Consider the following 25,665-nt stretch of genomic DNA (forward strand, 5'->3'; position numbering starts at 1 on the left):
CGGCAAGCAAAAAGGTCGCCGCCCGGAAAAATGGAGAGGGGCTTCGTGATCAGAACCGTGAAAATCCTGTGCGCCGCGTCGGCGCTTGCTCTGGTCATGGCCGCGCCGATCGCGCCGCTTTCTGCTGCCCCCGACAGCGTCCAGTCGCAGCGTCCGCTCTACAAGGATGCTTCCGCCCCGATCGAAGCGCGGGTCGATGATCTGCTCGCCCGCATGACTTTGGATGAAAAGATCGCCCAGATCACCACCGTCTGGGAAGGCAAGGTCGGCATTTTCGACGCCAATCTTCAGCTTGATCCGGCCAAGCTGCGCCAAAAATATCCCAATGGCCTGGGCCATTTCACCCGTCCATCCGATGCCAAGGGCGCGGTCAGCCCGCGCGTCGCCAAGGGGCGCGATCCGCGCCAGACGGTCGCGCTGGTCAATGCGCTGCAGAAATGGGCGATGACCGAAACGCGGCTCGGCATCCCGATCCTGTTCCATGAGGAGGGGCTGCACGGTTATGCCGCCGTCGGCGCCACCAGCTTCCCCCAGTCGATCGCCATGGCGTCGAGCTGGGACCCGACGATGCTGCGCCAGGTCAACCAGGTGATCGGCCGCGAAATCCGCGCACGTGGCGTGCCGATGGTGCTCTCGCCCGTGGTCGATATCGCCCGTGACCCGCGCTGGGGCCGGATCGAGGAAACCTATGGCGAGGATCCTTATCTGGTCGGCGAAATGGGCGTTGCCGCAGTGGAAGGGCTGCAGGGCGAGGGGCGCTCGCGCCTGCTCCGCCCCGGGCATGTCTTCGCCACGCTCAAGCATCTGACCGGCCATGGCCAGCCCGAAAGCGGCACCAATGTCGGCCCGGCGCCGGTCAGCGAGCGCGAACTGCGCGAGAATTTCTTCCCGCCCTTCGAACAGGTGGTGAAGCGCACCGGCATCGAGGCGGTGATGGCCAGCTATAACGAGATTGATGGGGTGCCCAGCCACGCCAATCGCTGGCTGCTGGACAATGTCCTGCGCCAGGAATGGGGCTTTCGCGGCGCCGTCGTCTCCGATTATTCGGCCGTCGACCAGTTGATGAGTATCCACCATATCGCCGCCAATCTGGAAGAGGCGGCGATGCGCGCGCTCGATGCCGGCGTCGACGCCGACCTGCCCGAGGGCTTGTCCTATGCCACGCTCGGCAAGCTGGTGCGCGAGGGCAAGGTCAGCGAGGCGAAGGTCGATCTCGCCGTCCGCCGCATGCTGGAGCTGAAGTTCCGCGCCGGCCTGTTCGAAAATCCCTATGCTGACGCCAATGCGGCGGCCGCGATCACCAATAATGACGAGGCCCGCGCGCTGGCCCGCACCGCGGCGCAGCGCTCCATCACCCTCCTGAAGAATGACGGCATGCTGCCGCTGAAGCCCGAGGGCACGATCGCGGTGATCGGCCCCAGCGCGGCGGTTGCGCGCCTCGGTGGCTATTATGGCCAGCCGCCGCACAGCGTCTCGATCCTCGAAGGGATCAAGGCGCGGGTCGGCACCAAGGCCAACATCGTCTTTGCCCAGGGCGTCAAGATCACCGAGAATGACGACTGGTGGGAAGACAAGGTGGTGAAGTCCGATCCGGCCGAAAACCGCAAGCTGATCGCCCAGGCGGTCGAGGCGGCGCGCAATGTCGATCGCATCATCCTGACGCTTGGCGACACCGAGCAGTCGAGCCGCGAAGGCTGGGCCGACAATCATCTGGGCGACCGTCCCAGCCTCGATCTGGTCGGCGAGCAGCAGGAACTGTTCGATGCGCTCAAAGCCTTGGGCAAGCCGATCACCGTCGTCCTCATCAACGGTCGCCCGGCCTCCACGGTCAAGGTCAGCGAACAGGCCAACGCCATCCTCGAAGGCTGGTATCTGGGCGAGCAGGGCGGCAATGCCGTGGCCGACATCCTGTTCGGCGACGTCAATCCGGGCGGCAAGCTGCCGGTCACCGTGCCACGCTCGGTCGGCCAATTGCCGATGTTCTACAATATGAAGCCCTCGGCGCGGCGCGGCTATCTGTTCGACACCACCGACCCGCTCTATCCCTTCGGCTTCGGCCTCAGCTACACGAATTTCAGCCTGTCGGCGCCGCGCCTGTCCGCCACCAAGATCGGCACCGGCGGCAAGACCAGCGTGTCGGTCGACGTCCGCAACACCGGCGCGCGGGAAGGGGACGAGGTCGTCCAGCTCTATATCCGCGACAAGGTCAGCTCGGTCACCCGCCCAGTCAAGGAACTGAAGGGCTTCCAGCGCGTGACGCTCAAGCCCGGCGAAAGCCGCACCGTCACCTTCACCGTCGGTCCCGAAGCGCTGCAGATGTGGAACGACCAGATGCGCCGCGTCGTCGAACCCGGCGATTTCGAGATCATGACCGGCAACAGCTCGGTCGCGCTCCAGTCCACCACCCTGACGGTGCAATAAGCGATGATGACGACCCGCTTCGCCCGTCGCCAGGCGCTCGGCCTGCTTGCCTCCACCTCCGCGCTCGCCGCCGCCCCGCTGGCGGCGAAGGGGAAGGGCGGCCCGCTCTACAAGGACGCAACCGCCCCCATCGACCTGCGCGTGCGCGACCTGCTCGGCCGCATGACCCTGGAGGAAAAGGTCGGCCAGATCATCGCGCTCTGGGCGACCAAGGCCGACATCATGGATGATCTCACCTTCTCGCCGGCCAAGGCGAGCAGGGCCTATCCCGCCAGCTTCGGCCAGATCACCCGTCCGTCCGACCGGCGCGGCGCCCCCAATGGGTCGACCCAGGCCGGCGGCGTCGGCGCGCGCTGGCGCACCCCGGCCGATACCGTCGCCTTCATCAACGCCGTCCAGAAATGGGCGGTGGAGGACACCCGCCTCGGCATCCCGATTCTCTTCCACGAGGAATCGCTCCACGGTTACATGGCGACCGACGCCACCATGTTCCCGATGGCGATCGGTCTGGCTGGCAGTTTCGACCGCCAGCTGATGACCGATGTCCAGTCGGTTATCGCTCGGGAAGTGCGCGCGCGCGGCGTTCATCTCGCCCTCTCGCCGGTGGTCGACATCGCCCGCGACCCGCGCTGGGGCCGGATCGAGGAGACTTTTGGCGAAGACCCCTATCTCTGCGGCGAGATGGGCGTCGCCGCCGTGCTGGGCCTGCAGGGGGAGAGCAAGCAGATCGGCCCGGACAAGGTCATGGCCACGCTCAAGCATATGACCGGCCATGGCCAGCCGCAAGCGGGCGAGAATATCGCGCCCGCGCCGATCAGCGAGCGCGAACTGCGCGAGAATTTCTTCCCGCCCTTCCGTCAGGTGGTCAAGCGCACCGGCATCGCCGCCGTCATGCCCAGCTATAACGAGATTGACGGCGTCCCCAGCCACCAGAACAAGTGGCTGCTCGGCGATATCCTGCGCGGCGAATGGCATTTCGATGGCGCCGTGGTCAGCGATTATGGCGCCGTCCCCGAACTCGACACCATCCACCATGTCCAGCCCGACCTGGAGGCGACGGCCCGTGCCGCGCTCCGCGCCGGGGTCGATTGCGAGCTGCCCGATGGCCTGGCCTATCGCACGCTCGTCGAACAGGTCCGCGCCGGAAAAGTGCCCCTTGAGGCGGTCAACCTCGCCTGCACGCGGATGTTGACGCTCAAGTTCCGCGCGGGCCTGTTCGAAAATCCCTGGCCACGCGCCGATTATGATGCGCTCACCGGCAATGCGGAGGCGCGCGCGCTGGCGCTCAAGGCGGCGCACAAGTCGATCGTGCTGCTGAAGAATGACGGCACCCTGCCGCTCAGGCCCGGCGCCCATCGCAAGGTCGCGGTGGTCGGCCCCAATGCCGCGATCGCGCGGCTGGGCGGCTATTCCTCGATCCCGCGCCAGGCGGTTTCGCTGCTGGATGGGGTGAAGGCGAAGCTCGGCAACCGGGCGGACATCGTCCATGCCCAGGGCGTGTTCATCACCCAGAGCGAGGACCGCTCGGTGGACGAGGTCTTCCTCGCCGACCCGGCGAAGAACCGCCAGCTGATCGCCGAAGCGGTCGAGGTTGCGAAGACCGCCGACATCATCCTGCTGGCCATCGGTGACACCGAACAGACCAGCCGCGAAGGCTTTGCCAAGAACCATCTGGGCGACCGCACCAGCCTGGACCTCGTCGGTGAACAGAATGAGCTGTTCGCCGCGATGAAGGCGACCGGAAAGCCGGTGGTGGTGTGCGCCATCAACGGCCGCCCGCCCAGCTATCCTGCCGTGGTCGACGGCGCCAATGCGCTGCTCGAATGCTGGTATCCTGGGCAGGAGGGCGGCACGGCCATGGCCGACATCCTGTTCGGCGACGTCAATCCGGGGGGCAAGCTGCCCGTCACCGTCGCGCGTGACGCGGGCCAGATCCCGATCTTCTACAACCGCAAGCCATCCTCGCGGCGCGGCTATGTGTTCGAGGATAGCAGTCCGCTTTTCCCCTTCGGCTTCGGCCTTAGCTACACCAAATTCACCTTCGGCAAGCCGCGCCTGTCGGCCGGCCGCATCGGCGTCGGTGGCGATGTTTTTGTTGAAATCGAGGTCCGCAATGTGGGAAGTGTTGCCGGTGAGGAGGTGGTCCAGCTCTATGTCCATGACCAGACCGCGTCGGTGACCCGGCCGATCAAGGAATTGAAGGGGTTCGAGCGGATCGCGCTGGCGCCGGGCGAAAGCCGCACCGTGCGCCTGGCGATCGGTCCGGAGGCCTTCTCCCTGTGGAATCTCGACATGCAGGAGGTGGTCGAACCCGGCCTGTTCGACATCATGGTCGGGCCGGACAGCGCCACGCTCCAGTCGGTCACGCTGGAAATTGCCTGATATATTGGTCTGACCAATATATTGATGGTGTTTTGATTATCGCCTATGACCAAAATTGGTCATACCAGTTTTAGGGGAGCATCCATGCCCAAGATTACCGGCGCCAAGGTCATCATTACCTGCCCTGGCCGCAATTTCGTCACCCTCAAGATCGAGACCGAGGAGGGCGTCTATGGCCTGGGCGATGCGACCCTCAACGGCCGCGAACTGTCCGTCGCCTCCTATCTGCAGGACCATGTCATTCCCTGCCTGATCGGCCGGGACGCGCACCAGATCGAGGATATCTGGCAATATCTCTACAAGGGGGCCTATTGGCGGCGCGGCCCGGTGACGATGTCGGCCATCGCCGCCGTCGATACCGCGCTGTGGGATATCAAGGGCAAGATTGCCGGCCTGCCGGTCTATCAGCTGCTCGGCGGCGCCAGCCGTGAAAGCGTCATGGTCTATGGCCATGCCAATGGCACGACGATCGAGGATACGGTCAGGGTCGCGCTGGAATATCAGGCGCAGGGGTACAAGGCGATCCGTATCCAGTGCGGCGTGCCCGGCATGGCGTCGACCTATGGCGTGTCGAAGGACAAATATTTCTACGAACCCGCCGACGCCGACCTGCCGACCGAAAATGTCTGGAACACCAGCAAATATCTCCGCATCGTCCCCGAGCTGTTCAAGGCCGCGCGCGAAGCACTGGGCTGGGACGTGCATCTGCTGCACGACATCCACCATCGCCTGACCCCGATCGAGGCCGGGCGCCTGGGCAAGGATCTGGAACAATATCGCCCCTTCTGGCTGGAGGATGCGACCCCGGCTGAAAATCAGGATGCGTTCAAGCTGATCCGCCAGCACACCACCACGCCGCTGGCCGTGGGCGAGATTTTCAACTCGATCCATGATTGCCGCGAACTGATCCAGAACCAGTTGATCGACTATATCCGCGCCACTGTGGTCCATGCCGGCGGCATCAGCCATCTGCGCAAGATCGCGAACCTGGCCGATCTCTATCAGGTCCGCACCGGCTGCCATGGCGCGACCGACCTGTCGCCGGTCTGCATGGCCGCCGCGCTCCATTTCGACCTGTCGGTCCCGAATTTCGGGGTGCAGGAATATATGCGCCACACGCCCGAGACCGATGCCGTCTTCCCCCATGCTTACACGTTTGAAAACGGCGCCATGCATCCGGGCGACAAGCCGGGCCTGGGCGTCGACATCGACGAAGAACTGGCCGCCAAATATGAATATAATCGCGCCTTCCTGCCGGTGAACCGGCTCGAAGACGGCACCATGTTCAACTGGTGATCCCCTCCACCCGCCATTCCCAAACCATGGGGGTGGCGGGCCGTGTAATCGAGAAGAGTGGAGCGGTGATGACGAGCCCGACTATCCCCAAACCGTCCGGAAAGGTCCGCTGGATCGTCTGCGGCCTGCTCTTTGCGGCGGTGGTGCTGAGCTATATCGACCGGCTCGTCCTGCCGACGCTCAAGCCCGATCTGCAGGCCCGCTATGGCTGGAGCGAGAGCGGCTATGCCGATCTCGCCATCTGGTTCCAGGCCGGCTACGGCATCGCCTATGTCGCCTTTGGCCGGCTGATCGACCGGATCGGCGCGCGGGCCGGCTATGCGCTGGCGGTCGGCCTGTGGACGGTCGGCCATGTCATGCACATCTTCTTCACCTCGACTGCCGGCATGCTGTTCGCCCGCATTCCGCTGGCGATCGGCGAGGCAGGGACATTCCCGGCGGCGATCGCCGCCACCAATGAATGGTTCCCCAAGAAGGAACGCGCCTTCGCCATCGGCATCTTCAATGCCGGCTCCAATGTCGGCGCGATCCTGACGCCGCTGATCGTCCCGGTCATTGCGGTCACGCTGGGCTGGCGCTGGGCCTTCATCCTCACCGGCCTGCTGACGGTCTTCTGGCTCGCCGCCTGGCTGAGCTTCTACCGCCGCCCGCGCGAGAAGAAGGGGCTGAGCGCCGAAGAACTGGCCTGGATCGAGGCGGACCCGCAGGAACCGGCCCGCCCGGTCAAGTGGCGCACCCTGTTCCGCTATCGCCAGACCTGGGCCTATATGACCTCGCGTTTCCTGATCGATCCGGTCTGGTGGACCTTCCTCTTCTGGCTGCCCGACTTCTTCAACAAGCAATATGGCGTGAAGATGCTCGACTTCGGCCCGCCGCTGATCGCCGTCTATCTGCTCGCCGATGTCGGCTCGGTCGCGGGCGGCTGGCTGTCGTCGCGGCTGATGGGCCGGGGCATGAATATCAACCGCGCGCGCAAGACGGCGATGTTCTGCGCCGGGCTTAGCGCCCTGCCGATCGCCTTCGCCGCCCAGGCGCCCAATATGTGGATCGCGGTCGGCCTGATCGGCCTCGCCTGCGCCGGGCATCAGGGCTTTTCGGCCAATGTCTATGCGCTGCCGGGCGACCTCTTTCCGCGCTGGATGGCGGGGTCGGTGGTCGGCCTTGGTGGCCTTGCCGGCGCGATCGGCGGCATGCTGATGGCCAAGTTCGCCGGCATCATCCTGGAAACCGTCGGCAGCTTCCAGCCGATCTTCATCGTCGCATCCTGCGCCTATCTGCTGGCGCTGCTGGTGCTCCATCTCATCGTCCCGCGCTATGCGCCGGTCACTCTTGCGGAACAGCCCCTATGAAGCCCTTGACCCTGCACCCCGATCGCCTCTTTCCGTCCGATCCGGCGACGCGCGACATTGCGCGCCGGCTCTATGCCACGGTCAAGGATCTGCCAATCGTCAGCCCGCACGGTCATACCGATCCGCGCTGGTTCGCCTATGACGAACCCTTTGCCAACCCCGCCGAGCTGCTGATCGTGCCGGACCATTATGTGTTCCGCATGCTCTACAGCCAGGGGGTGAAGCTGGAGGATTTGGGCGTGCCGACGATCGACGGCAGTCCCACGGCAAGCGATCCGCGCGCTATCTGGCACCGCTTCGCTGCCCATTATCACCTGTTTCGCGGCACGCCATCACGCATGTGGCTCGACTGGGTCTTTGCCGAAGCGTTCGGCATCGATGTCCGGCTGGAGCCGGAGACGGCCGATCATTATTACGACATCATCGACGCCGCGCTGAAGACCGACGCCTTCCGCCCGCGCGCCCTGTTCGAGCGCTATAATATCGAGGTGATCGCCACCACCGAAGGGCCGCTCGATCCGCTCGACCATCATCGCGCGATCCGTGCGTCGGGCTGGGGCGGCAAGGTCGTCACCGCCTATCGTCCCGATCCGGTGCTGGACCCGGACGATCCGCGCTTCATCGACAATGTGCAGCGTTTCTGCGCCATGGCGGGGGAGGATGCGGGCAGCTTTGCCGGCTATCTGCGCGCCCATGAAAAGCGTCGCGCGGATTTCCGCGAAGCCGGGGCGACCTCGACCGACCATGGCCATCCGTCGGCCTTCACCGCCAATCTGCCGAGCGCGGAGATTGAGGCGCTCTATGCCAAGGTCACGACCGGCCCGGCGACCGCCCGGGAAGCGGAGCTGTTCCGTGGCCATATGCTGACCGAAATGGCGCGCATGTCGATCGCGGACGGCATGGTGATGCAGTTGCATCCCGGCGTTCATCGCAACCATAATGACGCGGTGCGCGCGCGCTTCGGCAAGGACAAGGGGGCGGACATTCCGACCGCCGGCGAGTTCGTCCAGGCGTTGAAGCCGCTGCTCGACCTTTACGGTAATGATCCGCGCCTGACCCTGATCCTCTTCACCCTGGATGAGGATGTCTATTCGCGCGAACTCGCCCCGCTGGCCGGCCATTATCCCGCGCTCAAGCTCGGTCCGCCCTGGTGGTTCAATGACAGCCCCGAAGGCATGCGTCGTTTTCGCGAGCGGGCGACGGAGACGGCCGGCTTCTACAACACGGTCGGCTTCAACGACGATACCCGCGCCTTCCTGTCGATCCCGGCGCGCCACGATGTCGCCCGCCGCATGGATTGCGCCTGGCTGGCCCAACTCGTCGCCGAACATCGGCTGGAGGAGGATGAGGCGTTCGAGGTCGCGCGCGCATTGGCCTATGATCTGGTCAAGGCGGCTTACAAGCTGTGACCCGTCTTTCCTCCACGACGCTCGCGGGCCTGCCGGCCGACATCGTCCGTCCCGGCTATGATCGGACGGCGGTTCGTTCCGGCGTCGTCCATCTCGGCATCGGCGCCTTCAACCGCGCGCATCAGGCTGTCATCTTCGATGACGCCTTAACGGCGGGCGACCTGCGCTGGGGCGTGGTCGCCGCGTCGCTGCGTTCGCCCGGCGTGCGCGACCAGATGATGCCGCAGGACTGCCTCTATACCATGCTGGTGCGCGATGGATCGGCCGAGCAGGCCCGCATCATCGGCGTGGTGAGCCAGGTGCTGGTCGCGCCGGAAGATCCGGCCGCGCTGGTCGCCGCGCTCGCCGCGCCCGACACCCATATCGTCACCCTGACCGTGACCGAGAAGGGCTATAAGCTCGATCCGGCGACCGGCGCCCTGATCGAGGGCGATCCCCAGCTCGCTGCCGACCTGGCCTCGCTCGCCGCGCCGCAGACTGCGCCCGGCTTCCTCGTCGCTGCGCTCGCGGCGCGCCGGGCAGCAGGCCTGCCGCCCTTCACCGCGATCAGCTGCGACAATCTGCCGCATAATGGCACGCGCCTGCGCAACGCCGTGCTGGCGCTCGCCGCCCGGCACGACCCGGCGCTGGCCGACTGGATCGCGACGGAAGGGGCCTTCCCCGAAACCATGGTCGACCGCATCGTTCCCGCCACCACCGACGCCGATATCGCCGCGCTCGCCGCCCGGCTCGGCGTCGAGGATCAGGCGATGGTCAAGACCGAACCCTTCCTGCAATGGGTGATCGAGGATAAATTCTGCGGCCCGCGCCCCGATTTCGGCGCCGGGGTCCAGGTCACCGCCGCCGTTGCCCCCTGGGAGGAGGCGAAGCTGCGCCTGCTCAACGGCGCGCATAGCGGCATCGCCTATCTCGGCGGCCTTGCCGGCATCGACCATGTCCATGAAGTGCTCGCGCTGCCCGAGGCCCGCCATTTCGTCGAAACCCTGTGGGATGAGGCGCAGACCACCTTGTCGCCGCCGCCCGAGCTGGACGTCGCCGCCTATCGCCGCGAACTGATGGCGCGCTTCGACAATTCGACCCTGCAGCATCGTACGCGCCAGATCGCGATGGACGGGTCGCAGAAGCTGCCCCAGCGCCTGCTCGCCACCATCGCCGCGCGGCTTGAACGCGGGCAGGGGATCGATGCCCTGTCGCTCGCCGTCGCCGCCTGGGTCCGCTGGCAGGCCGGTGTCGATGATGGGGGCGAAGCGCATGTCGTCGACGATCCGCTCGCCGCCGCCATCGCCGCCCGGCTGGCCGAGGCATCCTCGACGCAAGCCCGGGTCGACGCGATCCTGGCCTTCGACGCCGTGGTGCCCGCCGACCTTGCCGGCAATGCCGCCTTCCGCGCCGCGCTGATCCGCTGGCTCGCCATCCTCGAAGCCGACGGCGCTCGCGCCGCGCTCGCCCAGCTCTGACGGAACCGCTGATGAAGACCCTGCGCACCATCCTGCTGGCTTCCTGCCTGCTCAGCCCCGCGACCCTGCTGGCCGCGCCGCGCGACAGCGTCTCGATCAGCCGCGACTGGCGCTTCACCAAGGGCGATCCCGCCGGCCTGACCGAGGATCTGCGCTATGATGTACGCCCGTCGATCGAGGACGCCGGCGACGGCAAGGTGGCCGACGCCCGCCCGGACGCGGCGGTGCAGGTGGACGACGGCGGCGCACGGGTGCTCAAGCCCTGGATCTTGCCCGGCGCCAATCCCTTCATCGCCGATCCCGCCAAGCATCACACCCGTCCCGCCGGCAATCCGGGCGGTACCGTTTCCTATGTCCAGCCCGGCTTCGACGACAGCGGCTGGACCCATGTCGACCTGCCGCACGACTGGGCGATCGCCGGTCCCTTCATCAAGGACGGTCCCTATGGCGGCATGGGCCGCCTGCCGAGCTGGGGCATTGGCTGGTATCGCAAGGCGCTGACCATCCCCGCCAGCGACAAGGGCAAGTCGATCTTCCTCGATGTCGAAGGGGCGATGTCCTACGCCACCGTCTGGCTCAATGGAAAGCTCGTCGGCGGCTGGCCCTATGGCTATAACAGCTTCCGCCTCGACCTCACCCCCTATGCGGTGCCGGGCGGGCAGAACCAGCTGGTGATCCGCCTCGACAATCCCCAGGCTTCGGCGCGCTGGTATCCCGGCGGCGGCCTCTATCGTGACATCTACCTCACCACCACCAACAAGGTTCATGTCGGCCAGTGGGGCAGCATCGTCCGCACGCCCCAGGTCAGCAAGGCGCAGGCCAGCGTCGACCTCAGCCTCACCCTCGACAATGACGGCGACACCCCGGCGCAGGTCGAGGTCGCGACCGCCCTCTATGCGATCGACGCCAGCGGCAAGCGCATCGGCCGCCCGGTCGCCAGCATCGCCCGCCAGTCCACCAGCATCGCCGCCCATGGCAAGGCGGAGCTGAAGGGCAGCACGATCCTCAGCAACCCGCGCCTCTGGGGCCCGCCGCCCACGCAAGCGCCCAACCGCTATGTCGCCGTCTCCACCGTCACCCAGGGCGGCAAGCTGATCGACAGCTATGAAACCCGCTTCGGCGTGCGCGACATCCGGTTCGATCCCGACAAGGGCGTGATCGTCAATGGCGAGCAGATCCCGCTGCGGGGCGTCAACAATCACCATGATCTCGGCGCACTCGGCGCCGCCTTCAACGCCCGCGCGGCCGAGCGCCAGCTCGAAATCCTGCGCGACATGGGCACCAACGCCGTGCGCATGAGCCATAATCCGCCCGCGCCCGAACTGCTAGAGCTCACCGACCGCATGGGCTTTCTGGTGATGGACGAAGTGTTCGACAGCTGGGAGAAGAAGAAGACCCCGCACGACTTCCACCTGATCTTCCCGGATTGGCATGAGGCCGACGCGCGCGCCATGCTGCGCCGCGACCGCAACCATCCCTCGATCATCATCTGGAGCATCGGCAACGAGGTCGGCGAACAATATGATGGCGAGGCGGGCGCGAAGATCGGCCGGGAACTGGTCGCCATCGCGCATCAGGAAGACCCGACCCGCCCGGCCACCAGCGCGATGAACTATGCCAAGGCGGACATGGCTCTGCCGACCACGGTCGACGTCATCAGCTTGAATTATCAGGGCGCCGGCATTCGCGGCATCGTCGGCCAATATCCCGCCTTCCGCGCGAAATTCCCGGACAAGCTCATCCTGTCCACCGAAAGCGCCTCGGCCCTTTCCAGCCGGGGCGAATATATGTTCCCGGTTGCCGGCGCGATCAGCGGCCCGGTCCGTCCCTGGTCCGGCGGCAATCCCGACACGCATCAGGTCTCCGCCTATGAGATGCATGCCGCCGATTTCGGCTCCTCGCCCGATCGGGTCTGGGCTGCCGATGACCAGAACCCCTATGTCGCGGGCGAGTTCGTCTGGACCGGCTTCGACTATCTGGGCGAACCCACGCCCTATTATACGTCGCGCAGCTCCTATTCCGGCATCCTCGATCTCGCCGGTTTCCCCAAGGACCGCTTCTGGCTCTACCAGGCGCGCTGGCGGCCGGACCTCCAATTCGCGCATATCCTGCCGCACTGGAGCTGGCCGGACCGGGTGGGTCAGATCACCCCGGTCCATGTCTTCTCCTCGGCCGACGAGGCGGAGCTGTTCGTCAACGGTAAGTCGCAGGGCAAGGTCAAGAAGCGCGATTATGAATATCGCTTCCGCTGGGACTATGTCGTCTATGAACCGGGCGAGGTGAAGGTCGTCACCTGGAAGAAGGGCCAGCCCTGGGCGACCGAGACGATCCGCACCGTGGGTGAGGCGGCCAAGCTGTCGCTGACCGCCGATCGCAGCGCCATTGCCGATGACGGCCGTGACCTCAGCTTCGTGACGCTCAAGATCCTCGACAAGGACGGCAATGTCGTCCCCGCCGCCAAGCAGGACATCCGCTTCTCGATCGAGGGGCCGGGCGAAATCGTCGCCACCGACAATGGCGACCCGACTGACCTGACCGCCTTTCCATCGCAGGAGCGTAAGGCTTTCAATGGCCTGGCGCTGGTGATCGTGAAGGCCAAGCCGGGCGAGAAGGGGCGGGTGATTGTTCGCGCCAGCGCCCCCGGCCTCGCGTCGGCTCAGGCCGTCATCAGCACAAATGCCACAGTCCGCTGAAAATTAATAACGTTACCATTTTGTCGCGTCCCATATCTTGACAATTGAGTCGGGGCGTTTATTCATCTGCATCTGATAGCGCTACCACACATGCTCACCGGACAGTCGGGAGCAGCGCTCGGGAGAGGGGTTACCAATGTCTGATTCACACATGCAATCCGTCCGTATCGCGCTCTTCGCGGCTTCCGCGTTCGGCGCGCTGTCGCTGGCGCAGGCCGCCGCCGCGCAGGATGCTACCGCACCGGCTGCAGCCGAAGCGCCCGGTCCGCAGGCCGACGAAACCGCGGACATCGTCGTCACCGGCATCCGCGCCTCGCTGGAAAGCGCCACCAACGCCAAGAAGAATGCCGTTGCCTTTGGCGACTCCATCTTCGCGGAAGACATCGGCAAGCTGCCCGCCACCAACCTGGCTGAAACGCTGAACCGCATGCCCGGCGTGCGCCTCAACCGCGACATCAATGGCGAAGGCACCCAGGTCGCGATCCGCGGCCTTGGCCCCAGCTTCACCCGCGTCCTGCTCAACGGCTCGCAGCTTCAGGTCGCGTCGGACGGCGGCACCAACGGCGGCAGCGCCAACCGTGAAGTCGATCTCGACTTCTTCCCGTCCGAACTCTTCACCCGCCTCGATCTCGCCAAGAGTCCGACGCCCTCGACGCTGGAAGGCGGCATTGCCGGTACCGTCAACCTGCGCAACGCCCGTCCCTTCGACAAGCCGGGCACCCATGTCACCGTGGTGGCGCAGGGCCAATATACTGACAGCAATGACAAGCTGTCGCCGCGCGGCGCGATCGTCGCCAGCCACACCACCGATACCTTCGGCATCCTGGTCGGCGTCGCCGGGGTCAAGACCAAGACCCGCGTCGACGGCTTTGAAACGGTCGGCTGGACCGACGGCAATCTGGGCGCGGGCGATCCGGGCGGCAATAATTTCTCCTGGGCCTCGGTCGTTCCCAACAATGCCGGCCATGGCCTGGTCGCCGGCCAGCCGGTCGATGTCGTCGCGACCTCGGGCTTGACCCGCAGCCAGCTGAGCACCGCCTTGCTCCCGCGTCTGGGCCGCGAAAGCCTGACCGATGGCGATCGTTCGCGCATCTCGGCGCTCGGCTCGATCGAATGGCGCCCGTCGGATGAACTCCACTTCGCCCTGGACGGCATGTGGGCCAAGTCGGAGCGTAATTACAGCAAGGTCAACATGAACTGGCAGGTCCGCAATTCCGGGCCGGGCACCAGCGCGCAGTCGACCGGCGGCATGATCCCGATCGACCTCACTGTCGACGACAATGGCGTGGTGACCAGCGGCACCTTTGCCAACTCCTCCTATTTCCTCGAAGCCAGCCTGTTCAAGCAGACGACCAAATTCTGGAACGTCAATCCCAGCCTGACCTGGCAGCCGGCCGACAATCTGAAGGTCGACCTCAGCGCCAATTATTCCAAGAGCAAATTCTTCCGCGAGCAGCCGACCTGGGCGTTCCAGACGACCCCGCAGTCGGGTGTCGATGTCTATTATGACAATACGGGCGGCGAATATCCGTCGATCACATCCAATCTCGACCTCAACGATCCGAACAATGGCAGCTGGCAATGGTATCGCCAGAATGTCTCGCTGGTGAAGCGCGACACGACGACCAAGGGTACGCATCTCGACGTCACCTATGGCGACGACATGTTCAACGTAAAGGTCGGTGCCGCCTATGACCGGGCGGAACGCTCGATCCGCGCCTATGACAACAGCCCGGCCTATCAGTTGTCGGTTTGTGGCACAGGCTGCACCGGCGCGACCGGTTCGGTTCCGACCAGCGCGATCCCGCAATATCTGATGAGCTCTTCGGCAGCGGGCTTCATCGTGCCCGATTTCGATGCGCTCAAGCAGGCGACCAACTATGCCAGCTATCGTGACAGCGCGCCGGAAACCCGTGGTGCCGTCACCGGCGGCGCGACCGGCGACATGGATGAAAAGGTCTGGGGCGCCTATTTCGAGTTGAACGGCGTTGTCGATATTGCCGGGCGTGACCTGCACATCAATACCGGCATGCGCTATGCCCACACCGATCAGACCGTCGTCGGACCCAGCCAGATCGGCACCGCGATCGTCGATATCACCTCGGCATCGAGCTACGAGAATTTCCTGCCGTCGATCAACCTGACCTATGACGTCATGAACAATGTCCGGCTGCGTGCCTCGGCGTCGCGGACGATGACCCGTCCCGATGCCAGCCAGATCCTGCCGGGCATCACCTTCTCCGATCCGTCAGCGCTGGTGGCAACGGCGGGCAATCCCAACCTTCAGCCCTACACGTCGGACAATTATGACATCGGCGGCGAATTCTACACCGGCGGCATCGGTTATGTCGGCGTGTCGCTGTTCCAGAAGAATGTCCAGGGCTTCACCGTCACCACTTCCGATCAGGTTGCCTTCGGGTCGCTCAACATTCCGTTCGACAGCCTGATCTCGACCCAGCAGAATGCGCTCAACGACCGGTCGCTCCAGACTGGCGTGCCGGTCAATGATCTGCCGATCACGGTCAACCGCCCGATCAACCTCAAGGATCTCAAGATCCAGGGTATCGAACTGACCTGGGTGCAGCCGCTCGACTTCCTGGTGAAGGGCCTGGGCTTCTCGGCCAACGGCACCTATCTCAAGCAGAAGTCGTCGTCCGGCCTGGTCGCGACCGGCGTGTCGCCCTACAGCTACAACCTGCAGGGCTTCTACGAAAATGACGACCTGTCGGTCAGCGTCAACTATGTCTGGAATGACGATGCGATCGCGGTGAACGGCCCGCAGAACGGCATCAACGGCGCCGATCTCAAGTCGGATGCCCGGGGCCAGCTCGACATGTCGGCCGGCTATCAGCTGCCCTTCTTCAACAAGGCGCTGCGCCTGACGGTCGATGTGCTCAACATCACCAATGAATCGATCCGCACCACCTTTGAATATTCGAATGCGGCCTATTCGGTCTATTATCCGGGCCGCACGGTGCTGGCGGGCATTCGGGCCAACTTCTGATCCTCCCCAAGGAAAACTACAGGGCCGGCCGCAACGCCGGCCCTTTTTCTTGAAAGGGGTGGGAAGGCAAGCAGGCCTTTCAATGTCGGAGGATCTTTGATCTACCCCGCTCCCTGACGTCATCATGTGGCAGCCGCTTTGGCCAGACCCGATTGAAAGAAAGCCGATGATCCGCCCGTTCCTCGCCAGCCTGACGCTTGCCCTATTGGCATGCCAGCCCGTCGCGGCGAAGACCTGCACGCCGACCTGGGTTTCAGGCTGGGCCTCCTCGCAATTCCGGCCGACCGGCGACGCGGTGCTGCCGGCGGGTACGCTGGCGGACCAGACCCTGCGTCAGATCATCCGCCCCTCGGTCGCGGGCGATCATGTCCGCGTCCGCCTGTCGAACACCGCCGGAACGCAACCGCTGCATATCGCCGGCGCCAGCATCGCCCGCGCGCGCGGGGCAGCATCGGCGGCGGTCGATCCGGCGACGCTGGTCTCGCTGCGGTTCGACGGCCAGCCGGAGGTGGTCATTCCCGCCGGCGCCGACTATCTGTCCGATCCGGTCGCCCTGCCGGTGCAGGCCCGCGACAATCTCGCGGTGTCGATCCGCTATCAGGGCGACCCCGAACAGACATCCCATCCCGGATCGCGTGCGACATCCTGGCATCTGGCCGGCGATCATCTGACCGATGATGCGATGGCGGGCGCCGCCAGTTTCGACCATTGGTTCCATCTTGCCGCAGTCGAGGTGCAGCGCTGTGCGCCCGGTCGCCTGATCGTGGCGCTGGGCGATTCCATCACCGATGGCAAGGGATCGACCACCAACGGCAATGACCGCTGGACCGACCGGCTGATCGACCGGCTTCAGGCCGACCCGAAGCGGCGCGACATCGCCGTCGTCAATCAGGGGATCGGCGGCAACCGGCTGCTGAATGACGGCCTCGGCCCCAATGCGCTGGCCCGGTTCGACCGCGACGTGCTGGCCCAGCCGGGCGTCACCCATCTGATCCTGCTGGAAGGGGTCAATGACCTTGGCACGCTGACCCGCGATGCGCCCGTCAGCCTGGACGCGCACAAGGCCCATGTCGCCCGCATCATCGGCGCCTATCGCCAGATCATCGCCCGCGCCCATGCGCGCGGCATACAGGTGATCGGCGCCACCATCATGCCCTTTGTCGGCAATGATTATTATCATGCCGATGCCCAGAATGAGGCGGATCGGCAGGCCGTGAATGCCTGGATCCGCGCGCCGGGGAATTTTGACGGGCTGGTCGACTTCGACCGGGCAACCCGCGATCCGGCCCGCCCCGATCGGTTGCTGCCGGCCTATGATGGCGGTGATGCGCTCCACCCCAACCCGGCCGGCTATCGCGCCATGGGCGACGCGGTGGCGCTGGCATTGTTCGATTAAGGACAGGGGAACGCGTGATGGTCGTCACGCGGCAATTTTGTGAAATCCGCTACGGCCTTCGTGAAAGGGGGGCGGTGGTGATCGACAAAGCGCCAAGGAAATATCGTCTTCAGGACTATGTGAATGCTGAGGCGGACGTGCTGTTTCGCAGTGATGAGGAAGTGATCCAGATCTGGCGCTCCACGACCGATTATCAACGCTTGACCCCGCATCAGAAGGCCGCGCGTGCCGAATTGCAGCGTCGTGGCATCCGGCTGGAAGGGGCATCGGTGCCCCGCGACACCTGACATCTTATCGTCGTGGTCGTTGGCTGCCCGATTCCAATACGGTCTCCATCGCCACGAAGGTCGATGTGCTGGCGACATGGGGCAGGGCGGATATTTTTTCGCCCAGGACGATGCGATAGCGCCTGATGTCGGCGGTGCGGACCTTGAGCAGATAGTCGAAATTGCTCGCCAACATATGGCATTCCTCGACCTCCGGGATACGCCGGACCGCCGCATTGAATTCCCGCAACGCATTCTCGCGCGTGTCGCTCAGCTTCACCTCGGTAAAGGCGACATGATCCATCCCCAGCTTGGCCGGATCGACGATCGCGCGAAATCCGCGAATGACGCCGCTCTCCTGCAACCGCTTCAACCGCACCTGGCACGGCGTCTTGGACAGGCCGACGCTGGCGGCCAGGTCGGTCACGGTCATGCGACCATCCTCGACCAGGGCGGCGATGATACGCCGGTCGAACTCGTCCAATTCGACCATGGTTGCCCTATTATCCATCCAATTTACCTGATTAATGCCATCTAATAAGTCATATTGTCACATTTCTGGCATTTGAAAAGACGGAACGAAATCCGGCTTTGGATTATTCTGGTCGCATGACCGACCAGACCCCCTTTGCCGCCTTCGCCCCCGCCATTCGCGACCAGTCGCCGCTGCGCCAGGCGATCACCGCCGCCTATCGCCGGGACGAGGCTGAGTGCCTTGCCCCGCTGCTCGACGCGGCGACGCTGCCCGACGCCACCCGCGCTGCCGTGGCGGACACGGCGCGCCATCTGGTCACCACCCTGCGCGCCAATCACAAGGGTACCGGGGTCGAGGGGCTGGTGCAGGAATATTCGCTCTCCAGTCAGGAGGGCGTGGCGCTGATGTGCCTGGCCGAAGCGCTGCTGCGCATCCCCGACAAGGGCACGCGCGACGCCCTGATCCGTGACAAGATCGCCGATGGCGACTGGGGCTCGCATCTGGGCGGCGGCAAGTCGCTGTTCGTCAACGCCGCGACCTGGGGCCTGGTCGTCACCGGCAAGCTGGTCGGCAGCGTCGATGATCGCGGCCTGGCGGCGGCGCTCGCTCGTCTGGTCGCGCGCGCCGGCGAGCCGGTGATCCGTCGCGGCGTCGACCTCGCCATGCGGATGATGGGCGAACAGTTCGTCACCGGCGAGACGATCAAGGAGGCGGTCAAGCGCGCCAAGGAACTGGAGGCCAAGGGCTTCGCCTACAGCTATGACATGCTGGGCGAGGCGGCGACCACTGCTGCCGATGCCGCGCGCTATTATGCCGATTATGAAAAGGCGATCCACGCCATCGGCAAGGCGTCGGCCGGTCGCGGCATCTATGCCGGCCCGGGCATCTCGATCAAGCTGTCGGCGCTCCATCCGCGCTATGTCCGGGCGCAGGCCGACCGGGTGATGGGCGAATTGCTGCCGGCGGTGAAGCAACTGGCGCTGCTCTCGAAGCGCTACGACATCGGCCTCAACATTGACGCGGAGGAGGCGGATCGCCTCGAACTCTCGCTCGACCTGCTCGAAAGCCTGGCGCTCGATCCCGACCTCGCCGGCTGGGATGGTCTTGGCTTCGTCGTCCAGGGCTATGGCAAGCGCTGCCCCTTCGTCATCGACTGGATCATCGACCTTGCCCGCCGCGCCGATCGCCGGATGATGGTGCGCCTGGTCAAGGGCGCCTATTGGGATGCGGAGATCAAGCGCGCGCAGGTCGATGGCCTCGCCGACTTCCCGGTCTATACCCGCAAGGTCCATACAGACGTCGCCTATGTCGCCTGCGCCAAGAAGCTGCTGGCCGCGCCCGACGCCGTCTTCCCGCAATTCGCCACCCATAATGCCCAGACGCTGGCCACCATCTACCAGATGGCCGGGCCGGACTTCGCGATCGGCAAATATGAGTTCCAGTGCCTGCACGGCATGGGCGAGCCGCTCTATGAACAGGTCGTCGGCAAGGACAAGCTCGACCGTCCGTGCCGCATCTATGCGCCGGTCGGCACGCATGAGACCTTGCTCGCCTATCTCGTCCGCCGCCTGCTGGAAAATGGCGCGAACAGCAGCTTCGTCAACCGCATCGCCGACCCCGATGTCTCGATTGACGAGATGATCGCCGACCCGGTCGAGATCGTCCGCGCCATGCCGCATCCCGGCGCCCGGCATGACCAGATCGCCGCGCCCGCCGGCCTTTATCCCGATCGCCGCAATTCCAATGGCATCGACCTCAGCGACGAGGGCGCGCTCGCCGCGCTGACGCAGGCGCTGCAGCACAGCGCCGCCATCGCCTGGACTGCCGCGCCCGAGGGCGGGGAAGGGGAGGCGCGCCCGGTCTGCAACCCCGCCGACCATCGCGACATTGTCGGCACCGTCTGGGAAGCGAGCGCCGACCATGCCCGCGCCGCCGCGATCCGCGCCGCCAACGCCTGCTGGCCCAACACGCCCGTCGCCGATCGCGCCGTCCTGCTGGATCGGGCGGCCGACGCGATGCAGGACCGGATGCCGGTGCTGCTCGGCCTCATCATGCGCGAAGCGGGCAAGTCGCTGCCCAACGCCATCGCCGAAGTGCGCGAGGCGATCGACTTCCTGCGCTATTATGCGGCGCAGGCGGGCACCACCTTCGGCCCGGATCAGGCGCCGCTGGGTCCGATCACCTGCATCAGCCCCTGGAACTTCCCGCTCGCCATCTTCACCGGGCAGGTTGCGGCCGCACTGGTCGCGGGCAATCCGGTGCTGGCCAAGCCTGCCGAGGAAACCCCGCTGATCGCAGCCGAAGCCGTCCGCCTGCTGCATGAAGCCGGCGTGCCCGGCGATGCGCTGCAACTGCTGCCCGGCGACGGCCGGATCGGCGCTGCGCTGGTCGCCGCGCCGGAAACGGCGGGCGTCATGTTCACCGGCTCGACCGAGGTCGCCCGGCTGATCCAGCGCCAGCTCGCCACCCGCCTGTCGCCCGCCGGCAAGCCGATCCCGCTGATCGCCGAAACCGGCGGCCAGAATGCGATGATCGTCGACAGTTCGGCGCTGGCGGAACAGGTGGTGGCCGACGTCATCGCCTCCGCCTTCGACAGCGCCGGCCAGCGCTGCTCGGCGCTGCGCATCCTGTGCCTGCAGGAAGATGTCGCCGATCGTACCCTTACCATGCTGAAGGGCGCGCTCAGGGAATTGCGCATCGGCCGCACCGATCGGCTCGCGGTCGACACCGGCCCGGTCATCACGGCCGAGGCGAAGGCGGGCATCGAACAGCATATCGCATCGATGCGTGCGCTCGGCCGCAAGGTCGAGCAGCAGGATCTGCCGGAAGAGGCTGCGCACGGCACTTTCGTCGCGCCGACCATCATCGAACTGGACAGCATCGCCGACCTCACCCGCGAGATATTCGGCCCGGTGCTGCACGTCATCCGTTTCCGTCGCGAGCGGATGGATGCGCTGGTCGATGCGATCAACGCCACCGGCTATGGCCTGACCTTCGGCCTGCACACCCGCCTCGACGAGACGGTGGCGCGCGTCACCGCGCGGGTGAAGGCCGGCAATATCTATGTGAACCGCAACGTCATCGGCGCGATCGTCGGGGTGCAGCCGTTCGGCGGGCGCGGCCTGTCGGGCACCGGGCCAAAGGCAGGCGGTCCGCTCTATCTCGGCCGCCTGACCCGCACCGCGCCGGTCTTTGCCGAGCGGGTCGGCTATCTCGCCTCGCCGATCCATGATTTCGTGAGCTGGCTGGAGGCACAGGACGATCATGAAGCGGCGGCGGTCGCGCGCCATTATGGCGATGCGTCGGCGCTCGGCGTCGAACTGGCGCTGCCCGGCCCGGTCGGCGAGACCAACCTCTATGCGCTGCATCCGCGCGGCCTGCTGCTGCTGCGTCCGGGCACGCGGCGTGGCCTGCTCGCCCAGATGGCCGCCGTGCTGGCGACCGGCAACCGCGCTATGATCGAGGGCGCTCCGCTGCCGCAGGGCCTGCCCGCCAGCGTCGCCGCCCATTTTATCGCCCAGCCGGATGCGCCCTTCGCCGCGATGCTGGTGGAGGGGGATGCCGACCAGATCCTCGCCGCAACCGGGGCGGTGGCCGAACTGGACGGGCCGATCGTCACTGTCCATGCAGCCGCGCTGGGCGACGAGCGCGCCTGGCATCTCGACTGGCTGCTGGAGGAGGTATCGACCTCCATCAACACGACCGCCGCGGGCGGCAATGCCAGCCTGATGATGATCGGCTGATAGTGAAAAGGGCGGCCCGCACAGGCCGCCCTTTTTCTTTGTGGCAGGTTGCCGTGCGTCAGGCGACGCTCAGGCGCACGTCGATATTGCCGCGCGTGGCGTGCGAATAGGGGCAGATTGTGTCCGCTTCGGCGACCAGCGCCTCGGCAGCAGCCTTGTCGACGCCCGGCAGGCTGATTTCCAGCGCGACGTCCAGGCCAAAGCCCTTGTCGCTGCGCGGGCCGATCCCGACCGTGGCAGTGACGCTGGCGTCGGCGGGCACGCGGGGCAGGTCCTTGTCCTGGCTGGCCGCGAACTTCATCGCGCCCAGGAAGCAGGCGGCATAGCCCGACGCGAAAAGCTGTTCGGGATTATTGCCCTGGCCGTTGCCGCCCAGTTCCTTGGGCGTGCCCAGCGTCACCGCGAAGCTGCCATCGGTGGTTGCGGCCTTGCCGTCGCGGCCGCCGGTTGCGGTGGCGCTGGTGGAATAGAGGATCTTGCTGCTCATCGATCGGTCCTTTCATTTAATCATCTGCGATTAAATCGCGTGCGATCTATATGTGTCTGTCGATGCGAGTCGTCAACCCTTGCGATCATATCGCGTGCGATTTATATTTCGGGGCAAGGAGTATCGCCATGACCACCCCAGACGACGCGCGCGGCGCGCTCGATGATTTTCTCTGCTTCGGCGTCTATTCGACCGGGCTTGCCTTCAACCGGCTCTACAAGCCGCTGCTCGATCGCTACGGCATCACCTATCCCCAATATCTGGTGATGGTGGCGCTGGCCCGGCGCGACGACCAGACGGTCGGCGAACTTGGCGGGCAATTGTTCCTGGAATCCAATACCCTGACCCCGCTCATCAAGCGTCTGGAAACGGCCGGTCTGGTGGATCGCCGGCGTGACAGCGCGGATGAGCGCGTCGTGCGGGTGCGGCTGACGTCCCAGGGGCGAGGGGTGACGCAGGAGGCATCGGCCTGCGTGCCGGAAGAGATTTTGCGGGCGTCCGGCCTGTCAGTGGAAGAGGCCATGGCGCTTAACAAGGCGCTGGTCGCGCTGCGCGGCCATTTGCAAGGCGCCGCCTGAGCGTCTTTGCCCCGAAGGGCTGTTATCGCTTTGCAAGAAATGTGGTCGGGGAAAGAGGATTCGAACCTCCGGCCCCTGCCTCCCGAAGACAGTGCTCTACCAGGCTGAGCTATTCCCCGACCGATGCCGAAGCCGCTTTGTGGGCGGCCCCGTAAGGCAGGAGTGCGCCTATAGAGGGGGCTTTCCGGGCTGGCAAGCCACCCGATGCGCTTTTTTTCATCTTGCTGTCACAGGCCCCGGATCGGGGGTGCCGGGCATTAGCGGGCGACAGCATGGTTGGCCTTTTGCTACAGCCGTGCACCATCAGACTCGCGCCCAAAAGAAAGCATCGCCTTGCACGCCATGTCGTCGCCCCAGCCCCATTATGAGCAGCAATATCTCGATCTGATGCGCCATATCTGGCGCCATGGCGACGAGCGGATCGACCGTACCGGGGTGGGCACTCGGTCGATCCTGGGCGCGACGCTGCGATTCTCGCTGGCGGATGACGCGGTGCCGCTGCTCACCACCAAGCGGGTCTATTGGAAGGTCGCCGCGCGCGAGATGCTGTGGTTCCTGACCGGCGACACCAATATCCGCGAACTGGTGAAGCAGAATGTCCATATCTGGACTGACTGGCCGCTCGACAGCTACCGCAAGGCGACCGGCGAGAATATCGACCGCGACACGTTCGAGGCGCGAATCATCGCGGATGAGGCCTTTGCCCGGCAATGGGGCGATCTTGGCCCGGTCTATGGTGCCCAATGGGTGAACTGGCCGCGCTACGAGCCGGCCGGCGATGGTCTGTTTCGTCGGGCAGAAAAGGGACACAACCAGATCGCCGCGCTGGTCGATGCGATTCGCACCAGCCCCGGTTCGCGCCGCCTGCTCTTCACCGGCTGGAACGTGGCCGAAGTCGCGCAGATGGCATTGCCGCCCTGTCACATGACCTATCAGTTCCAGGTGTCTGACGGCCGCCTCAACGGCCTGCTCTTCCAGCGCAGCTGCGACCTGGGATTGGGCTTTGCCTTCAACATCTTCGGCCTGTCGATGATTACCCGGATGCTGGCCCAGCAATGCGATCTGGAGCCGGGCGAGGTGGTCTGGCAGGGCGGCGACGTCCACCTCTACCTCAACCATGCCGATCTGGTGGAGGAGCAGATCAGCCGTACCCCCGCGGGCGCGCCAAAGCTGCGGATCAATCGCCGGCCTTCGCGCATTTTCGACTACAGGATTGAGGATTTCGAGGTGCAGGATTATGCGCCGCAGGCCCATATTTCCGCGCCCGTCGCCGTATAAGGTGACAGCGAAGGCGGCAGGAGAAAGGGAATTGGGTCAGTAAGGCTTGCCTTGTGCGGCGTTGAAATATAATAATTGCACAAAGCAATATTATTGCGACGCACAATAGGAGGCAGGATGACCGATTCGATCGAATCCGGCGCTGTGACGGACGGGCAGGGACGCAACCTGCCACCGCTCAAGCTGCATGTGCCCGAGCCGCCCGCGCGGCCCGGCGAGCGCGCGGATTTCACCCATTTCGACATTCCCGCGGCCGACGCGGCACCGCGCCCGGACGAGGCAACCCACCCTTCCCAGATGCGCGACTTCGCCTATGGGCTGGTCCGCGTGCTGGACGAGGATGGCCATGCGGTCGGCGCCTGGGATCCCAAGCTGCCGGCCGAGACGCTGCTGAAGATGCTGCGCTACATGGCGCTGACCCGCGCTTTCGACGGCCGCATGTTCCGCGCCCAGCGCCAGGGCAAGACCAGTTTCTACATGAAGTCGACCGGCGAGGAGGCGGTGTCGATCGGCGCCGCGCTTGCCCTGTCGCGCGACGACATGTGCTTTCCCTCCTATCGCCAGCAGGGCATATTGATCGCGCGGGACTGGTCCATCGTCGACATGATGAACCAGATTTACTCGAACAAGGGCGACCGGATGAAGGGCCGCCAACTGCCGATCATGTATTCGGCGCGGGAAGCCGGCTTCTTCTCCATCTCCGGCAACCTCACCACCCAATATCCCCAGGCGGTGGGCTGGGCGATGGCGAGCGCGGCCAAGGGCGACACCCGCATCGCCGCCACCTGGTGCGGCGAGGGCTCGACGGCGGAGGGTGACTTCCATTCGGCCTGCACCTTCGCCAGCGTCTATCGCGCCCCGGTCATCATGAATGTGGTCAACAACCAGTGGGCGATCAGCAGCTTCTCCGGCTTTGCCGGGGCGGAGGCGACCACCTTCGCCGCGCGCGCGATCGGCTATGGCATTGCCGGGCTGCGCGTCGACGGCAATGATGTGCTGGCCGTCTATGCCGCTACCCGCTGGGCCGCCGACCGCGCCCGCGCCAATGGCGGCCCGACCCTGATCGAGCATTTCACCTATCGCGTCGAAGGGCACAGCACGTCCGACGATCCCACCGCCTATCGCTCGGCCGAGGAAAGCAGCCAATGGCCGCTCGGCGATCCGATCGCGCGGCTGAAGCAGCATTGCATCAATCTGGGCATCTGGGACGAGGAACGCCACGCCGCGATGGACCAGGAACTGGCCGAGATGGTCCGTGACGCCGCGCGCGAGGCCGAAAAGAACGGCATATTGGGCCATGGCCTCCACCATCCGATGGAAAGCATGTTCCAGGACGTGTTCGAGGACATGCCCTGGCACCTGAAAGAACAGCAGCAGCAGATGCTCGACGAATGGAAGGCGGCAGGGCTGTGAGGGCGCCTGCATCCACGA

16 protein-coding genes and 1 tRNA gene are annotated in these 25,665 nt (G+C 65.3%); 14 read left to right on the top strand and 3 right to left on the bottom strand.

Annotation, left to right across the window (positions count from 1 at the left end; all coding sequences use genetic code 11):
• The first annotated feature begins 96 nt into the window (after nucleotides 1-96).
• From PMI04_RS08240 to PMI04_RS08285, 10 genes are all read left to right on the top strand, one after another.
• The gene (locus PMI04_RS08240) at nucleotides 97-2,421 is read left to right on the top strand and encodes a glycoside hydrolase family 3 N-terminal domain-containing protein (protein WP_193378318.1); all 2,325 of its coding nucleotides are present in this window, start codon (nucleotides 97-99) and stop codon (nucleotides 2,419-2,421) included.
• Nucleotides 2,422-2,424: 3 nt separating this feature from the next.
• Entirely contained in the window at nucleotides 2,425-4,803 is a 2,379-nt protein-coding gene (locus tag PMI04_RS08245; protein ID WP_007714594.1) for a glycoside hydrolase family 3 N-terminal domain-containing protein, read from the top strand.
• Nucleotides 4,804-4,887: 84 nt separating this feature from the next.
• The gene (gene manD / locus PMI04_RS08250; RefSeq protein WP_007714595.1) at nucleotides 4,888-6,099 is read left to right on the top strand and encodes a D-mannonate dehydratase ManD; all 1,212 of its coding nucleotides are present in this window, start codon (nucleotides 4,888-4,890) and stop codon (nucleotides 6,097-6,099) included.
• A 68-nt stretch (nucleotides 6,100-6,167) separates the two neighbouring features.
• A complete protein-coding gene (locus tag PMI04_RS08255; protein WP_007714597.1) occupies nucleotides 6,168-7,448 on the top strand; it encodes an MFS transporter in 1,281 nt (426 codons plus the stop codon).
• Complete coding sequence (uxaC, locus tag PMI04_RS08260) at nucleotides 7,445-8,857, top strand: glucuronate isomerase (protein WP_007714599.1); 1,413 nt, start codon at nucleotides 7,445-7,447, stop codon at nucleotides 8,855-8,857. Before PMI04_RS08255 ends, uxaC begins: the two co-directional genes overlap by 4 nt.
• Entirely contained in the window at nucleotides 8,854-10,314 is a 1,461-nt protein-coding gene (locus tag PMI04_RS08265) for a mannitol dehydrogenase family protein (protein ID WP_007714601.1), read from the top strand. Before uxaC ends, PMI04_RS08265 begins: the two co-directional genes overlap by 4 nt.
• An 11-nt stretch (nucleotides 10,315-10,325) precedes the next feature.
• On the top strand, nucleotides 10,326-13,007 hold the full coding sequence (galB, locus tag PMI04_RS08270; RefSeq protein ID WP_007714602.1) for a beta-galactosidase GalB: 2,682 nt from the start codon (nucleotides 10,326-10,328) through the stop codon (nucleotides 13,005-13,007).
• A gap of 136 nt (nucleotides 13,008-13,143) precedes the next feature.
• Nucleotides 13,144-16,011 (top strand): TonB-dependent receptor, encoded by a 2,868-nt coding sequence (locus tag PMI04_RS08275; protein WP_007714603.1) that lies wholly within the window; start codon nucleotides 13,144-13,146, stop codon nucleotides 16,009-16,011.
• 166 nt (nucleotides 16,012-16,177) lie between these two features.
• Nucleotides 16,178-17,407: an SGNH/GDSL hydrolase family protein gene (locus PMI04_RS08280; RefSeq protein ID WP_007714604.1), complete on the top strand. Its 1,230-nt coding sequence runs from the start codon at nucleotides 16,178-16,180 to the stop codon at nucleotides 17,405-17,407.
• A 14-nt stretch (nucleotides 17,408-17,421) separates the two neighbouring features.
• Entirely contained in the window at nucleotides 17,422-17,694 is a 273-nt protein-coding gene (locus PMI04_RS08285; RefSeq protein ID WP_238536003.1) for a hypothetical protein, read from the top strand.
• Nucleotides 17,695-17,698: 4 nt separating this feature from the next.
• Here the strand turns inward: PMI04_RS08285 and PMI04_RS08290 are convergent, their stop codons facing one another.
• Complete coding sequence (locus PMI04_RS08290) at nucleotides 17,699-18,184, bottom strand: Lrp/AsnC family transcriptional regulator (RefSeq protein ID WP_193378315.1); 486 nt, start codon at nucleotides 18,182-18,184, stop codon at nucleotides 17,699-17,701.
• A 98-nt stretch (nucleotides 18,185-18,282) separates the two neighbouring features.
• Between PMI04_RS08290 and putA the strand changes: the two genes are divergently transcribed.
• Nucleotides 18,283-21,891: a trifunctional transcriptional regulator/proline dehydrogenase/L-glutamate gamma-semialdehyde dehydrogenase gene (gene putA, locus PMI04_RS08295; protein WP_007714608.1), complete on the top strand. Its 3,609-nt coding sequence runs from the start codon at nucleotides 18,283-18,285 to the stop codon at nucleotides 21,889-21,891.
• A 58-nt stretch (nucleotides 21,892-21,949) separates the two neighbouring features.
• Here putA and PMI04_RS08300 read toward each other — a convergent pair whose 3' ends face one another.
• A complete protein-coding gene (locus PMI04_RS08300) occupies nucleotides 21,950-22,378 on the bottom strand; it encodes an organic hydroperoxide resistance protein (protein ID WP_004211445.1) in 429 nt (142 codons plus the stop codon).
• A gap of 128 nt (nucleotides 22,379-22,506) precedes the next feature.
• Between PMI04_RS08300 and PMI04_RS08305 the strand changes: the two genes are divergently transcribed.
• Complete coding sequence (locus PMI04_RS08305; protein ID WP_007714615.1) at nucleotides 22,507-22,956, top strand: MarR family transcriptional regulator; 450 nt, start codon at nucleotides 22,507-22,509, stop codon at nucleotides 22,954-22,956.
• A gap of 42 nt (nucleotides 22,957-22,998) precedes the next feature.
• On the opposite strand, the gene PMI04_RS08310 is transcribed toward PMI04_RS08305, so the two are convergent.
• Nucleotides 22,999-23,075 (bottom strand) — tRNA-Pro (locus tag PMI04_RS08310).
• Nucleotides 23,076-23,298: 223 nt separating this feature from the next.
• Here PMI04_RS08310 and thyA point away from each other — a divergent pair.
• Both thyA and PMI04_RS08320 read left to right on the top strand, forming a co-directional pair.
• Entirely contained in the window at nucleotides 23,299-24,234 is a 936-nt protein-coding gene (gene thyA, locus PMI04_RS08315; RefSeq protein ID WP_007714618.1) for a thymidylate synthase, read from the top strand.
• A 117-nt stretch (nucleotides 24,235-24,351) separates the two neighbouring features.
• Complete coding sequence (locus PMI04_RS08320) at nucleotides 24,352-25,647, top strand: 3-methyl-2-oxobutanoate dehydrogenase (2-methylpropanoyl-transferring) subunit alpha (protein ID WP_007714622.1); 1,296 nt, start codon at nucleotides 24,352-24,354, stop codon at nucleotides 25,645-25,647.
• The last annotated feature ends 18 nt before the right edge of the window (nucleotides 25,648-25,665 follow it).

The sequence above is a fragment of the Sphingobium sp. AP49 genome (genome assembly GCF_000281715.2).
Taxonomy (GTDB): Bacteria; Pseudomonadota; Alphaproteobacteria; order Sphingomonadales; family Sphingomonadaceae; genus Sphingobium.

Coding starts and splice junctions, on each gene's coding strand:
- PMI04_RS08240 (WP_193378318.1), top strand. CDS start 97: ATGGCCGCGCCGATCGCGCCGCTTTCTGCTGCCCCCGACAGCGTCCAG.
- PMI04_RS08245 (WP_007714594.1), top strand. CDS start 2,425: ATGATGACGACCCGCTTCGCCCGTCGCCAGGCGCTCGGCCTGCTTGCC.
- manD (WP_007714595.1), top strand. CDS start 4,888: ATGCCCAAGATTACCGGCGCCAAGGTCATCATTACCTGCCCTGGCCGC.
- PMI04_RS08255 (WP_007714597.1), top strand. CDS start 6,168: ATGACGAGCCCGACTATCCCCAAACCGTCCGGAAAGGTCCGCTGGATC.
- uxaC (WP_007714599.1), top strand. CDS start 7,445: ATGAAGCCCTTGACCCTGCACCCCGATCGCCTCTTTCCGTCCGATCCG.
- galB (WP_007714602.1), top strand. CDS start 10,326: ATGAAGACCCTGCGCACCATCCTGCTGGCTTCCTGCCTGCTCAGCCCC.
- PMI04_RS08275 (WP_007714603.1), top strand. CDS start 13,144: ATGTCTGATTCACACATGCAATCCGTCCGTATCGCGCTCTTCGCGGCT.
- PMI04_RS08280 (WP_007714604.1), top strand. CDS start 16,178: ATGATCCGCCCGTTCCTCGCCAGCCTGACGCTTGCCCTATTGGCATGC.
- PMI04_RS08290 (WP_193378315.1), bottom strand. CDS start 18,184: ATGGATAATAGGGCAACCATGGTCGAATTGGACGAGTTCGACCGGCGT.
- putA (WP_007714608.1), top strand. CDS start 18,283: ATGACCGACCAGACCCCCTTTGCCGCCTTCGCCCCCGCCATTCGCGAC.
- PMI04_RS08300 (WP_004211445.1), bottom strand. CDS start 22,378: ATGAGCAGCAAGATCCTCTATTCCACCAGCGCCACCGCAACCGGCGGC.
- PMI04_RS08305 (WP_007714615.1), top strand. CDS start 22,507: ATGACCACCCCAGACGACGCGCGCGGCGCGCTCGATGATTTTCTCTGC.
- thyA (WP_007714618.1), top strand. CDS start 23,299: ATGTCGTCGCCCCAGCCCCATTATGAGCAGCAATATCTCGATCTGATG.
- PMI04_RS08320 (WP_007714622.1), top strand. CDS start 24,352: ATGACCGATTCGATCGAATCCGGCGCTGTGACGGACGGGCAGGGACGC.